Origin of the sequence: Dyadobacter sp. CY326, from assembly GCF_021390515.1 — a bacterium.
GTDB lineage: Bacteria > Bacteroidota > Bacteroidia > Cytophagales > Spirosomataceae > Dyadobacter.
The window spans coordinates 124914-138964 of sequence record NZ_JAJUXI010000007.1; the positions used below are offsets into that span (position 1 = coordinate 124914).

Sequence of the window (14051 nt, forward strand, 5' to 3'; positions counted from 1 at the left end):
TAATATTCCCGATCTCAAACCGCAATAACACTGCTTTTTGTAGACATTTAGCCTTAGTCAACGGAAGCACTGCCACGGACGGTCATTCCAGCAAAGGAATGATTAGTTATCTGCGAAAACCATGTCTTGAATTTCACTTTAAGCATCCTAATTAAATTTTTGGCAAAGGTTCAAATTTATTCCGAGTGTAGAGGTCATCCCTCATATCATCCCTATATCCTCGACCTATCGATAAACATTTTCAAGCCTAGCGATCTGGAGCCACCGAAGAAACTTGATAGAAACACCGGAAACATCCAGTCGATAATCAGCACGTATCCGTTCGATTGCCACCAGTTGATCTGCTTACAATAAATTTCTAATGCTTCGGCAGTCTAGTCTGGAAAATTCTTAAGCCCTTTTCCAAAATACCCATTCGGAAGACGTACCGAGAGATTCTAGGAAGGTTGGAGCAGCTCAACCTGGGGAAGCAGACCATTTAATAATAGTAAGCGATGTTTTCCTACGCAATCCTGGCACGTAGGCGAATCTATTGATCGGCGCGCGCTATGGTTCTCCGGTCGGATCCGCCGGCAATACCGATGTTTGTTGTTTGCTGAATCCATTCTATGTATTTGGATACCCTAGTGTAAATACCGGCATAATTAGCTCTTCCACATCCTTCTCCATAACTCACTACACCTACCAGAACAGGATTGTTTGTGTTAAAATTTGCCGCCAGCGGGCCTCCGCTGTCACCCTGGCAGGCATCCTGCCCACCCCTAGGATTTCCGGCAGCCAGCATGTTCGGCGTGACCAAAAGTGGACGATTGTATTGGGAAGCTGCAATGGTATTGCTGATCACGTCGATGTCTACAAATCTTACGGGATTGGATGGGGTTCCATTTTCGGTGGTTACTCCCCAACCGGAAACCCTTACTTTTTTATCTGGCGAGGTGATGCCTGCCCTTTCGTCGGCTGGTGTTGCAAGCCGGATTGGCGTTACTTTTTCGCCGAAATCAAGTGCTCTGTCCAGCTTCAGCAATGCAATGTCGTTATCGAAGGCGGAATTAGGATTGTTTCTATCATAGCCATCGTGCCTGACTATCTGAACAACCTGCCTTTTTTGCGCCGTCAGCTTATCTTGTCTTTTATTAGTGAGGCCGGCAAATATGGCTAATTGGTTTACGTCATTGATTGATGACACACAATGACATGCCGTAATTATCCATCGGTCCGCGATGATCGACCCTCCACAAATGTCATCTCCGTCGAATTCCAAAAGAACCTGCCAGGGAATCAGGTTGATCGGGATTGTTTCACCGCCCACGATAGGCGGCTGTCTTTCCGGGCTACGGTCACGTCTAATGGATTTAAGTCTTGGAAGGTCTATTTGCTGGGGTAATTCGGAGGAACCGAATGAATCTGCCATTTCTGCCATCGGGTCCCCCCCGGAGGCAGAATCTACGTAGGATGTGTCGATCAGCGTATCTGTTGCTAGGTCGGTGCGGCCGGATTTCGTGCTGCAGCTAAAAGCCAGCAGCAGCATGATAAAAGAGACTGCTTTTTTCATTTGTCATTTATTTAACGTGGAACACCTTAGATAGAATTTGCGATTTGCCGTTAAGCTCTATGCGAACGGTAGTAAAATATTTCCCGATTTTAAGTTTTTCCTTGGGTGGCTCAACGGATTTGTATCGGCGTAGCGGCTGAGCTTTGTTATCCGATAGGGGCATGGTAAACTGCCCGGCTGGCAGCCAGGCGACCAGGTATAGCAATTCTGAGTTGGGTGGAATTCGTTGTCTGATTAAATCTTTTGTATTGGCGGACAATTCAAATGATTTGCCCAGGTTGATTGTATCTCTCTTTACCGTATCTACCCGGTACACGGTGAAGAAATCGCTACTGGTTAAGGGATAGTCCCAATTCCAAAGCTTTTCCTCCTGTTTACCCAGGTTAGTAATCGAAAGAGAAATATATAAATTGGCCCCCTCTTCTATGATAGAAGTCCCTGTACGTTTGTCGTTCAGAATACTTAGCTTAAACAATAGATTTTCAATTCTGAGAGAGTCCGGGGTTGTTGGAACCTGGCTGCTACATGATTTGCTTACACTAGTTCCCAAGACAAAAAGCAGGTTAGCAAATAGAATTAGCTGTTTCATGATGATTCTTCTTTGATTCGAAAAGCATTGTAAACTGATGTACCGGGCTGTGGCAAAACTAGCGTGCTATCGGTCTGATCAAAAGGAGAATTAACCCGTAATAAGGCGGGTGATTTCCCCTTAAATCGTACGTTGATTCGTCGGAAAGAGAAAATAATAATGCAGTGAACGGTGACCGTGATCAATATACCTCTGGTTATTGGGCAAACGGTCATTTTAATTTCAGGTTTCGCTTTGTTTTTTAGATAACTCGGTTAAATTTGTAAACACGCCTTAATCCTCTCCTCAGTACTGCATGAAAACTAAAATCGCCATTGTCGACGACCATGAGCTCATGGCCAAGGCACTCTCGGGACTTGTCGAAAAATTCGAGGGATATGACGTCATATTCGAAGTTTCAAGTGGCGCTGCATTAATTCAGCGACTCCAAATCAACATGATCCCCGATATCGTATTGCTTGACGTAAGTATGCCCGATATGGACGGTTATGAAGTTTCGTTTTGGTTGAAATCCAATTATCCCGAGATAAAGGTGCTTGCACTTTCGATGAATGATAAGGAAGAGGCAATCATTAAAATGCTTCGCAATGGTGCCGGTGGATATTTGTTGAAAGGGTGCAAGCCGCAGGAACTCAAACATGCACTGGAATCCGTTTCGCAAAAAGGATTCTACTACACTGATTTCGTTACAAGCCAGCTTATTAAAAGCCTTACTACGGAAAGTAACGGCAATCCGGCTGACCAGCTGGGGCTGAATGACCGTGAAAAGCGATTTATTGAACTGGCATGCAGCGATCTGACCTACGTGGAAATTGCCGATAAAATGTGTGTAAGCCCGCGTACCGTCGATGGCTACCGCGAATCGGTATTCCTGAAAATGAATATCAAAAGCCGGGTTGGAATGGTATTGGAGGCGATCAAATTGAATATCGTCAGCCTTGGAAACATCTGAGTCTATTTTATTTTCGATCAGTTCAATGCTTTTTCCGGTATTCGTATTTCTCCGAATTCTCTATTGACCCACGAGCTTTTCCTGATAGAGTAAACGCCCCAAGGATAATTACACCATGAATTACAGGTTTAATACGGTATGGATACGGTGAATTTCCGGTTTATACGGGAGTTGGTAAGGCATAATTTTGGGCACCTTCAAATTCTTTTTAAGCGCGATTTATCATGAAATTGGTTCAGTCCACCTGGTTCAAAAATTACGATCGGATTCAAGGAAACTGGCCTGATGAAAAATTCGCGTTGTTCAGCATATCGCTCAGTCACCATTTCCTGAAAAAGCAGGGCTTGCCCGTGCGGTTGAATACCAACTCGACCGGCTTCGACATTGTCGTTGACCGGTTGGGATTGGAATATACCGAAGTTGACCTATGCTTGGAAGCCGACCGCATCGATGCCGACGTGAGACCGCTTTTTGACCGGTATTGGTCGCTCAATAAACTATATGCATATTCGCTTGTGAAGGAACCTTTCATCCATTTTGACAATGATGTCTATTTTTTAAAAAAGCTTGACCAAAGCTGGGAGAATGCGGCCCTGGTTGCTCAAAATCAAGAAACTAATCTGCCCTATTACACAACGTGTCTGGCGCAGATCCAGCAGCATTTTACTTACGTCCCAACGTATTTAAATGTCAAACCTGAATCCGCTCTGGCTGTTAATGCCGGAATCGCAGGAGGTGCACATTTCGGATTCTTTCAACAATTGTACTGCGAAGTCATTGAATTTTTAATCAGTAATGCACAGCATCTGGATCTGTTGCCCGACGGCTTCGATAACATCTTTATCGAACAATGCATGTTCAAAAGCCTGGCAAATCACCTCGATCTGCCGTTTCAATATATACTCAAAGACACGATAGGGCCTTCAAAGAAATATCGGGTCAATCAGTTTCATCAATTGCCACGAGGGGCGGATTATATTCATGTAATGAATTATAAGTCGAATCCAACCATCTGTGAATCCATCGCAAAGACACTGTATTACGCTGACAAAAAACTTTATCATCACTGCATCCACGTCGCCAAATCACTCCGTGGAGGGAAACAACATGCGCCCCGACAGCAATCGGATAACTCCGATAGTAATGCTTCCGGAAAATTAAAATACTTTTTTCAGCGCACGACGCGTGTATGGCGGTCTTTAACGGACCTGACGCTGAATTTTGAATCCATTGAGAAACTCAGTGAAGCAATCCTTAAGGTGAAAGGCCGTCTGAGGGAAAGTAATTTTTTAATTGTTCAGGATGTTTTCGCTTTCGAATTCGAACGATATCAATTTTTCACAACGCTCGACCCTGATTACACGGCGAGAAAGTACCGAGATTTTGTGGGGTTTCAGTCGGCAATACGGCAAGAGGACTGGAAGGAAGGGCGATTATGCTGGTCGGAATCGGCAAAGTTGATTGAAAGTCGGTGGAATTGGGTTGAGTGTAATGAGTTTTTGGAAGTCGAGACCAATCATTATCTGACCAATCTGAAACTTAACCCCGGTTATTTTGCGACGCTGCTCTACTACTACCCGGAACAAAATACGCCCAAAGAACAACCGATCGACCTGATCGACACATTGGTCATCAAGTTGGCCAGAAAAGGCACCACAGTGAGTGACCTGGTCGCATCTGTCATCGAACTGTTGAAAGAGCAAAATAGCGCTGTTCTGGGGGAGGAGTTATTATTGGACAGGGTTCGCTTTTTTGCATTTCACGGCGTACTGGTCGTTAACAATGAATAGGTAAAATTCTATTAGTATAAAAATATTACTAATCCTTTCTGTTCACTTAAACATTTAATCCCATGGCAGTTGCAATTGTTGTCCCCAGTCTTTTGTCCGAAGAGTTCAAACAAGTAGCTCTTAAAGGCCCCGTTGACCCAAGCGAAATAGTCGGAATGGTGAAAAACTATCAGGAGAGAATTCAAAGTGCTTCGGTGGCAACTGCGCAACTCGGCCACGAAGGGCCGAAAATTGAGTCAAGCAAAGAATATCTTGCGCTGGTTTTACAGAGAAAATCTTTGGAAATGCTCCTAAAACAAACAGGATGTGGTGACCTGGTTGCGTTGTTTGCGCTTGAAGGGAAGTATGAAAAGTTCAGAAATACAGTTATTCTGATGGGCTTGAAGGAAGGTAGTGAGGAATTACTGCGCAGCGATGATGATGGGGATTTTGCCGCTGCGGAAGAAACCTGGCCTATTAAACTTGCCGTGGATGGCGATCCTAAACTCTTCGATGAATTCTTCAAAAGACCCACAAACCCTCCCGCATGAGGCTGATGAAATTCCTTTTCAAGACGATTTAAGCAAATAGTATAAATAACCATAAGGCGTATGAAAATCCTTTACTATTTATTGATGTTCACATGCCTTATGGTTTTTCTTTGTCGTAGAAAACACTTGGGGAAAAGCCTTTTCCTGATGGGTCCATTGTTGATATGTTCGATCTCTGTCGAATTGGTAACTGAATACCAACGTAAATTCTTGCATGCGCACGACTGGTATCAATATCATATTTTCCAGCCTGTTGAATTTATCATACTCACGTTGCTTTTTTATGCGAACATGAAAAGTCATGCGATACGAACGGTTATGCTTGTTTCAATTCCTGTTTTTATAATTGTCATAACTTCCTACTACCTGGTGCATCCGCGATCTTTCAATAGTGAAAAATTCATCGATTTTCAACTGGAAAGTTTTTTCCTGATTATTTGGGCCATTCTATATCTGGTGGAGCTCATCAATACGGACCATGTGGTCGATTCTATCCTGCGGATACCGTTTTTCTGGATATCGTTTGCGGTGCTGCTGTTTTTTTCCGGGAATATGTTCATTATGGGATTCCGTGATTTTCTGGCGAAACATCATGCCGGGGTGAGGAATACCATTATGCTGGTTCCTCAATACTTAAACCTGATATTTTACTTTATGATCATTATCGGATTTCTATGCAAACCTACCCGGAAGAAGTCCTTTTCAGCATAGTACTGGGAACAGCCCTGTTACTTTTTTTTGTTGCAATTTTCGTCTTTGTTATTCTCCAATTTCAAAAGAAACAATTTCGCAACAGGCTTGAACAGAGCCAGATGCAGAAAGATTACGATCAGGCGATTCTGCATGTGCAGATTGAAGTCCAGAACCGGACTATGCAGCGGATATCCGAGGAATTGCATGACAATATCGGCCAGCTCCTTTCCGTGGCGAGAATCCACCTGAATAGTGTCGAGGAAGGAAACCCGAACGAAGACAATATCGGATCGGTAAGGGAAGCGAACGGGCTTATCGAAAGGTCGCTTTCTGACCTGCGCGCGATCAGCAAAAGTCTTGATAGTGACTTCCTTAAAGATTTTGGCCTGGCCGAAAGTATTGCCCAGGAGTTGGGTCGCATCAGGAATACGCGCATATTTAACACGGTACTTAAAACTGATGGGGAGCCCTATTCCCTCGGCGCTCAGCAGGACATTGTCGTGTTCCGGGTGGTACAGGAAGTTCTCCAGAACTGCATTAAGCATTCACATGCCAAAGAACTGTCTGTCAAACTGGCGTTCCGCGAGGAGGAATTTGAATTGTCAGTAATTGACGATGGCGACGGTTTTAACATACACCAATTGAGTGAATACAGCCTCACACAATCCGGGTCGGGGCTTCGCAATATCCATCGGCGGGCGGCCTTGCTTGGAGGCCATTGTACATTAAACTCCGCAGCGGGCAAGGGGACGAGCGTGGTTATCCTTATCCCGCGCCGGAAATAATTTGCCGAAAATGTGTGCATGATTTCCATGATTGTTACCGCGAAACCCGCAATAAGAATTGGGGAAATACCCGGGGATAAAATTTTCGGCAAAAGCTAATATTGCTGATAATAAACGCAATGCATTTACGCTTAGGGCATAATCATCTCACCTCTATGAAAAAAATATTACTACTGCTGTGGTTTGCAGCTTTTGCATTACCGTGCGTCTCTCAAAGTCCGCTTTATCTCAAAACCGTATCCTACCTTAATTATCTGAAAATCCAGTGTGATAAGAAATTGGTCGGCGGATTTTCTGCGCTCGATTATAATCCTGATGATAAGAAATGGACTATTGTATCGGATCGGGATGCGGATAGAATGAATAGCTATATGTTTACTCCTGATTTAGGTAGAGGTAATCTCAACAAGATCAGCTGGGTTCCACTTAAAAAATTAAATCGGGCTAATGTGGAGTCCTATCGGTTCAATAAGACACTGGGCAAAGAATTTGTTGTTGTGGAGGACGATGACGATAGCTATATCGGCCGAATCGATAAAGATAATATTGTCCGGCTGTATCCCGCAAAGCCCGGCGCCCAACCGGCTACTAAAAACAGGGGTATTGAAAGTCTCACATTCATGCCCGGGTCAAATGATATGTGGTATGCATACGAATCGGGACGTTCGACGGATTGTAAAAAGGATACTTTTACGACGTTTTATAAGGTTCGTTACGATGTGAAAACTGCAACATTCGATTTTAAGAGTCAGAAAAAATATACCTATGATTTTAACCGCTGTGAATGCCTTGGGGAAGAACAGTCTTTTGATGGAAATAATGGCAGTGGGGTCTCAGAAATTCTTGCTTACGGGCCCGATCAGTTTTTGATATTGGAAAGATGCTATAATCAGGAAATCAAAACGAATACAGCGCGGATCGTACTAGGGAAAGTTTCGGGAGATAAGATCATCCGTAAAGAAACGTTGTTCGATTTTAAAAATGCTCCCGATAATCTTAATCCTGGAAACCTGGAAGGAATGGCGTTCGGTCCCATGGAAAACGATTCCTCACGAACAATTTATCTTATTTCCGATGACAACAACGACAGGTCTAAGCAAACGAGGCTTATTGTTCTGAGCGAAAAAGAGCCTGATAAGGGGAGTTCGATTTATTTCCCCTTGGATTCGGACAGCACTACTTTGACTGAATGTGACACACTGGTGATGCTGAAACCGCAGGGTAAAGAGGCAGCAGATATACTCACCGGCGGTATGTCGCAAGGTTCTGAAAAAGGAGTTGCAAAGCCAAAAACCGGTTTGTTGTGCAGGCTGGCAATGTGTATTTGCAAACTCAGCGGATGCAAGCCGGGTCTAACTCCCCCCAAGCCGAGTACAATTACATTTGCCAAGGAAGGGAATATGATATCCAAGGCCCCCAGGATTCTCAGAGCATCAGACCAGGTGAATATTGAAGTCAGGTCGCTCAAATATGACACCGCCAAATATGTGCTTAACGGACGTTTCAATACAAGTATCAACTTTCTTACATCACAGAAAGAAACGTCGCCGATCCTGAAATTGCTGCAATATCAAAGCAATAGCCATGCGGCTGCTATAATTGCAACTCAGAGAAAGACGTTTTACGATCCCTATCTTGGTGGTAATGCGCGATACACGGTCACACTCGACGCAAAGCCGATCGCACTGAATGTAGCTCCCAATGATTCTCTCTGGATTACCACGGTTAAAATTCCTAAGGCAACGGATGATCGCGAGCGGCAAAACCTCACATTGACGAAAATAAATGTCGAGAACAAATTCCTGCAAGAGGTTTTTACGCAAACCAAGGATGAGTACAAATCCTGGGCTAGAGATAAGGATTTTTTTGATACCTTGTATGCCGAGTATCGGGGGTATGCGACGAGAATAGACCGACTTCAGTTGAAGAAATCACTTTTGACGAATGCCGCCAGTTCGTGTAATTGTCCGAAGTACACTGGAAAATTGGCGGATATTGACAGCGAAATATGCGACCTGCTGGCAACGATCAAACTCTCGCAAACCCAGTTGTGTGCGCTGGCTACCAGAGTCGCAGAGGATAATGCATGCTGGATGCGTTCCTGGCTGTGGTATTCCGGCGGAAGCCCGAAACTGAATCCGTTTAGCAAGGTGTCCGTGTCGGAATTTAATAGTCAGTTGAACAAGCGGCTGGCCATTGCAGAGGCCCAGTTGCAAATGTATACTGAGTTCTCAAAAATGAACCAGGCAGACTCTCTTCCGTATCTGGAAAAAACGCTCAAACCCCGCATTACAGAACTCGTGGCAACTATTGCCAGCTTAAAGGCATTAAAAGAAAAAGGAAATGAACGTAATGAAGAGACGGGCAAATGGTTGACTAATACTGCACAGACAGCGCAGATTATCAATAAAGTTTTGCTTTACACTACGAGTGACACCATCATACATTGGATGAACCATTATGATGCCAAAGATGAATTCAGGAAAATGAACGGCGGTGATGCATTGCCTGAAAGAGTTTATGAAAAGGATGTAGTCCACGGCGTGGTTCACAACCTGGCAATCAAGCAGAAGATAACATCGCAGGAGAAGGTGACTAAAACAGAACTCAGGACCGAGTTGGATTTAAAGCTGGAACCATTGGCTGATGCGTTCAAAGAGTCGCAGGGGGCCGTTGGTAGGCTTCAAAAATCCGAAAATGGAAGATCTCAATTTGCACCGGATGCATCACTACCTGTAAATTGCCCAGCGGAAGTGGATCTGTACAATTCAAGTAAAGTCATGATAGAATGGCTGAATGAGCAGACAGAGCCGCCACTCGCTGAAATCCAAGAAGCCTATGACGATTTCAACATTGCGGATTCCGGACCCGTCTACCGTTCCCAGGAGACACTAGTTAGCGAGAGCCGTTCGGCGCTCGGGACCAATATCATATCCTACGAAATTTTTGAAGAAGGGGAAGGCAAGCCCGTCGTGAAGGACCAATACCAAACCTATGAAACAGTACGGTTCTGGCCATTCATCAGCGTCAATTATGTATTCGGTTCCCGGGCTTCGGCGATTTATGACAATACGACGAACAGCTTCAAGACTTATACAGAGATGGACAACTTCGAAGTCTTCGCAGGGGCCAAGTGGTACTTCGGTCCTTCCAATGTGACGCGTACACCAAAGCGATCGAAATTCATCCGGAACACCGTAGGCAGTACGTATCAGCATAGCCGTGGCAATGGGTTCGGCGGCAAAACATTCATTTTCCTGGGCTTGGGCGTCAGACACAAATTTCTCAAAAACTACGGTGTGGGCGCCGGTATCGACATTGTACCGGGCCTGAGCCTCAACGGCGGCGTGAATGTCTATTTTGATAAAAAGTATGAGCTAGTGAACGGCATCGTCCGGAAAGATTTCGACATCGCCCGATTCAGGGGATTCATGGGATTAGCGATTGATGTGAATGTTGTTACCCGTTTTATCAGCTTGTTTTAACCATCTTCCATCAATGAAAAAGTTATATTACCTCCTGCTTCTGGTACTTACCCTGGCATGTGACGATGAAAAGGCCCTTGTTTTTGAAAACCAGGAACTGAACGGCGTGACCTATCTCAAAGATCCTATGCTGGAAACGGGCGCCGTTCTTGCCCCCAAACTCGACGTATACCTGTATGACGGCGATACCACCAAAAATTTCCTTCAAAAAACCACAGGAGACGATAAGGGCAAATTCCGTTTCATCTTCCAGCCGAGGCAAAAGGACCGCATACGAGTCGTTAGCGAATTCAGAGACAGCGCTTCTCTCCTATACAGGGCCAGTGCGAATGCGGACGGATTTAAAGACAGCTTAATTCTGCGCCCACAATACAACATGGGATTAATCAAAGTGAAGACTAATGACGTGAACGGCGCCCCTCTTGTTGGGATGAATGTTTACGTTTTTACAAATCCAAGCCTGGCAGCAGCGGCACGAACAGGGACACCGATCGGTGCAATTAGGACTATGAAATCGAATGAGAGAGCAATCGCTTTCTTTCACGGTCTTGGCCAGGACAACTACTACGTTGTCGGAAAAAAAGATTCTGTGACCGCCACATTGGTTGATACCGTCGTGGTATCCGCCTCACCAGCTTATAAATCAACCGCAAAAGGGAAAGATTTAACCTTGCAACAGCCGCTCGAAATGAGGATCTATGAAGCACCTGTCCTCTACACCGTATCGGTAAAATCTAAGAACGATCAGGCACTGGCTGGAATTGACGTTTATATTTTCAGTAGTCTGGCGCAAGCAAAATCGGTTTTAGCAGAGGCCACAAATTTCATTATGAAGCAAAGGACAGGCAGCAATGGTAAAGCCGAATTCAGACGCCTTCCTACTGGAGACTTTTATCTGGCTGCAAACGGCAAATTCATGGGCCCAGACTCTCTGATCGTAAAGTATGCCATTCATCCTAATCCGATCAGTTTTCCCATCAAAACTCCATCTACGGACACAAAATCGAGAAATTTGGATCTAACCATCGTTACTGACGACTAATTTATTGGCACCGTAAACCACAATATGTTAAGAAAAAGCATTCATCTTCAACGCTGGTGCACCGATATGAGGGTGCGTAAACTTCCAAAAGGTTGAACCTGCCCAATAGGGAATGATATTTAGAACAGGGTAATTAAAAATCTGATGGTAACTACCCTAAGTTAAGTTAACTATTGAGTGTTATTTTCTTGTTCGACGATTTACGTCAAGCATTGTCAGCTAGCGCCTTTGCATCATTAAGAATTTTATAGTTAGTGGAAAACATATTAATTAAACTTACTCACTTCAATCTACGGCAGAGTAACTTACTCTATTGATATCCACGTATTAAAGAATTTTGATATTTAAGCATCTAAGATCGACTGCCCATGGAATGTTAAGACACTTCTAGATTATGATGATGGTTGAAGAAAGCCAGCCATTTATCTTATTCAATGCAATTAAATATTGAATTGGAAAAATCAAAAACAAATTAAGTTTATGGCCTCACAACCAAGAATTTTCGAATTAATGGCAGTTCCGCAGGAACGGCATGACATAGCGTGGCTTGTGGAGAGTATTCGGGAGGCAATTAAAGTCGAATTTGCCACTATGCCACCATACCTGACGGCGACTTGGTCGATCAAAGAAGCATTTAATCCTGTCGCAACTTCTATAAGGGATATTGTAAAGGAGGAAATGCTACACATGGCAATAATGTGTAATCTTTTGGTAGCACTAGGCGAGACGCCTAGCCTAAACACGGATGAAGGTGTACCAACGTTTCCCGGACCATTGCCTGGTGGTATAAATCCTACTTTGGTCGTTCCCTTGAGAGGGCTGAATCGAGAGGGAGTTAGGATTTTCATGGAAATAGAATTGCCTGAGGGTGGGCCAGTCGCCTTTGCAGACACATTTCCAACTATTGGCGCATTTTATTCAGCAATACTTGATGCGTTTGTAAGCTTAAATCCACCGTTAGACACGACCAGACAGCTTGAAGGACCCCTAGGGCTTAAAAAAATTGCAACTCTGGCTGATGTTCAGAATGGTATTAAGCTGATAGTACATCAGGGCGAGGGTTCTCAGGAATCTCCGGAGGATACAGGCCCTGGCGATTTAGCACACTACTACCGTTTTGGGGAGATATACCATGGCAAAAAAATGCTTAAAGATTCATCCACTGGAAGATGGGATTTTATTGGAGCCGAAGTCCCATTTCCCGACGCTTGGCCTATGGCTGATGTGCCAGTCGGCGGGTATAGGCAGACCGATGTACCTGATGCAACTGTCTGGCAGCTTATTGAAGAATTTGACCGAAATTTCACCACGATGTTAGATCATCTGCAGGCGGCTTGGATGCTCGGTAGTCTTAGCGAGTTGTCCACAGCAATAATTACAATGTTTACATTACAGGATCCCGCGGTGAGCTTAATGCAAAAGCCACTTCCCAATGGCAATGGTAATTACGGCCCTTGCTTTCGCCTTCTACGATAGAAAGCATTATCATTTGTATGAATAGAGTGAAACTTCAGAATTGAAAAAACCTTAAATTCTTAGGATATGACATCATTCAGAAATGTTCAAAATGCCCTTGATCGCATTTTAGGTGGCGGAGCTATGCCCAATCATGGCGCATTTTGGAGAGACATTGACCGTGACAAGTTTGTCGAGCTGACCGTTTATGGATTGAAACTCGTTGTGATTGGTCAACCTGCTGAATCAAACCTGATTAAATCGCTTCGGGCCTTAGCTCCGTTCGGCTCTGACGCAACCCCCCCGACGCCTGGTTCGTATTTTCCAAGAATGCCCAAAAATAGACCGCCGGCAACTGAGGAGGACTTAATACTGATTGAGTCATGGATAGAGGAAGGATGCCCTCCAGGGGATGCCGGGGATGAGCACAGTTTTCTAGTTTCAGAAATAAAGCGTAATGAAGATCCGGACGAGAAACACGTCCGCTATTGGCAAGCCGTCGACGACTTTTTTCTGCCAATACCTCAGTGCATGACCAGCGACGAAACGAAGATACATGTAAACAGAATGCATGCACTTGCGTTTCAATTTTGGATACAACAGGTTTTTCCCGAGGGTGATGAATCTGCTTGGCCGAATTACATGCACAATACCGACAACTTGGATAGCTTCAAATATGTCAGGCAACATCAACGAAGATTAATTCAGAAGTTTTACGGCAATTCCCAGGATGAAATATTCGAATCATTCTGGAAATTTGGCGCCAACCTTCTTCCAGAAGACCCATCCAGTTGCGCGCGTTCTAAGCACACGATGAATAGTGTTGATGACTGGTTTTATTGGGCACCACATCTCGATGCGACATTGACTGCTACGGACTCATCTCCAGTTGACTTGGCTATGGCCAGAGCCTGGCAAATTGGGCTAATTGCAGATGGACTGCTCCGTAAAGATGCTGATCGACCCTTAGAAATGCGTATGCCAATTCCAGATTTTGCAGAGAATGAACCAGATCTGAAGGAAAGAGTCATGCGTATGTGGGGTAATGCGGGCGCCGCTGACTTACAGAAGAAGATGAAAGAGCGGGCGGCGCAATTCTTCTTACGAGGCAACGTGTAGGGGATAAAAAATATTGGGTTAAGCATTTCTTGTTGCTTTGAAGCGAATGGGGTTTGCAA

The 14051-nt window shown here is 44.5% G+C and carries 11 protein-coding genes; 9 read left to right on the forward strand and 2 right to left on the reverse strand.

What is annotated here, in order from left to right; translation table 11 throughout:
- Positions 1–529: 529 nt before the first annotated feature.
- Together LZG73_RS15240 and LZG73_RS15245 are read right to left on the reverse strand one after the other, a co-directional pair.
- Positions 530–1552, reverse strand: coding sequence for a serine protease (locus LZG73_RS15240; RefSeq protein ID WP_233851393.1), 1023 nt, complete (start codon positions 1550–1552; stop codon positions 530–532).
- Between the two features lie 7 nt (positions 1553–1559).
- Positions 1560–2141 carry a hypothetical protein gene (locus LZG73_RS15245; RefSeq protein ID WP_233851395.1) on the reverse strand — a complete coding sequence of 194 codons (582 nt, stop codon included), beginning with the start codon at positions 2139–2141 and terminating at the stop codon, positions 1560–1562.
- A gap of 295 nt (positions 2142–2436) precedes the next feature.
- Between LZG73_RS15245 and LZG73_RS15250 the strand changes: the two genes are divergently transcribed.
- The 9 genes from LZG73_RS15250 (at position 2437) to LZG73_RS15290 (ending at position 13992) form a co-directional block, all read left to right on the forward strand.
- Positions 2437–3093, forward strand: a complete 657-nt coding sequence (locus LZG73_RS15250) for a response regulator transcription factor (protein ID WP_233851397.1) — start codon at positions 2437–2439, stop codon at positions 3091–3093.
- Between the two features lie 224 nt (positions 3094–3317).
- Entirely contained in the window at positions 3318–4883 is a 1566-nt protein-coding gene (locus LZG73_RS15255) for a DUF6734 family protein (protein WP_233851399.1), read from the forward strand.
- Between the two features lie 62 nt (positions 4884–4945).
- Entirely contained in the window at positions 4946–5413 is a 468-nt protein-coding gene (locus LZG73_RS15260) for a hypothetical protein (RefSeq protein ID WP_233851401.1), read from the forward strand.
- Positions 5414–5473: 60 nt separating this feature from the next.
- Complete coding sequence (locus LZG73_RS15265; protein WP_233851403.1) at positions 5474–6124, forward strand: hypothetical protein; 651 nt, start codon at positions 5474–5476, stop codon at positions 6122–6124.
- Positions 6088–6891 carry a sensor histidine kinase gene (locus tag LZG73_RS15270; protein ID WP_233851412.1) on the forward strand — a complete coding sequence of 268 codons (804 nt, stop codon included), beginning with the start codon at positions 6088–6090 and terminating at the stop codon, positions 6889–6891. The genes LZG73_RS15265 and LZG73_RS15270 overlap by 37 nt, the downstream gene beginning before the upstream one ends.
- Before the next feature lie 155 nt (positions 6892–7046).
- Positions 7047–10376 carry an esterase-like activity of phytase family protein gene (locus LZG73_RS15275; protein WP_233851414.1) on the forward strand — a complete coding sequence of 1110 codons (3330 nt, stop codon included), beginning with the start codon at positions 7047–7049 and terminating at the stop codon, positions 10374–10376.
- Between the two features lie 13 nt (positions 10377–10389).
- Positions 10390–11418 (forward strand): hypothetical protein, encoded by a 1029-nt coding sequence (locus LZG73_RS15280; protein ID WP_233851416.1) that lies wholly within the window; start codon positions 10390–10392, stop codon positions 11416–11418.
- Positions 11419–11865: 447 nt separating this feature from the next.
- Positions 11866–12894: a ferritin-like protein gene (locus LZG73_RS15285; protein ID WP_233851418.1), complete on the forward strand. Its 1029-nt coding sequence runs from the start codon at positions 11866–11868 to the stop codon at positions 12892–12894.
- A gap of 66 nt (positions 12895–12960) precedes the next feature.
- The gene (locus LZG73_RS15290) at positions 12961–13992 is read left to right on the forward strand and encodes a hypothetical protein (protein ID WP_233851420.1); all 1032 of its coding nucleotides are present in this window, start codon (positions 12961–12963) and stop codon (positions 13990–13992) included.
- The last annotated feature ends 59 nt before the right edge of the window (positions 13993–14051 follow it).

Bases quoted from the DNA above. Each gene is read 5' to 3' on its own strand.
- LZG73_RS15240 (WP_233851393.1), bottom strand. From the start codon at position 1,552: ATGAAAAAAGCAGTCTCTTTTATCATGCTGCTGCTGGCTTTTAGCTGC.
- LZG73_RS15245 (WP_233851395.1), bottom strand. From the start codon at position 2,141: ATGAAACAGCTAATTCTATTTGCTAACCTGCTTTTTGTCTTGGGAACT.
- LZG73_RS15250 (WP_233851397.1), top strand. From the start codon at position 2,437: ATGAAAACTAAAATCGCCATTGTCGACGACCATGAGCTCATGGCCAAG.
- LZG73_RS15255 (WP_233851399.1), top strand. From the start codon at position 3,318: ATGAAATTGGTTCAGTCCACCTGGTTCAAAAATTACGATCGGATTCAA.
- LZG73_RS15260 (WP_233851401.1), top strand. From the start codon at position 4,946: ATGGCAGTTGCAATTGTTGTCCCCAGTCTTTTGTCCGAAGAGTTCAAA.
- LZG73_RS15265 (WP_233851403.1), top strand. From the start codon at position 5,474: ATGAAAATCCTTTACTATTTATTGATGTTCACATGCCTTATGGTTTTT.
- LZG73_RS15270 (WP_233851412.1), top strand. From the start codon at position 6,088: ATGCAAACCTACCCGGAAGAAGTCCTTTTCAGCATAGTACTGGGAACA.
- LZG73_RS15275 (WP_233851414.1), top strand. From the start codon at position 7,047: ATGAAAAAAATATTACTACTGCTGTGGTTTGCAGCTTTTGCATTACCG.
- LZG73_RS15280 (WP_233851416.1), top strand. From the start codon at position 10,390: ATGAAAAAGTTATATTACCTCCTGCTTCTGGTACTTACCCTGGCATGT.
- LZG73_RS15290 (WP_233851420.1), top strand. From the start codon at position 12,961: ATGACATCATTCAGAAATGTTCAAAATGCCCTTGATCGCATTTTAGGT.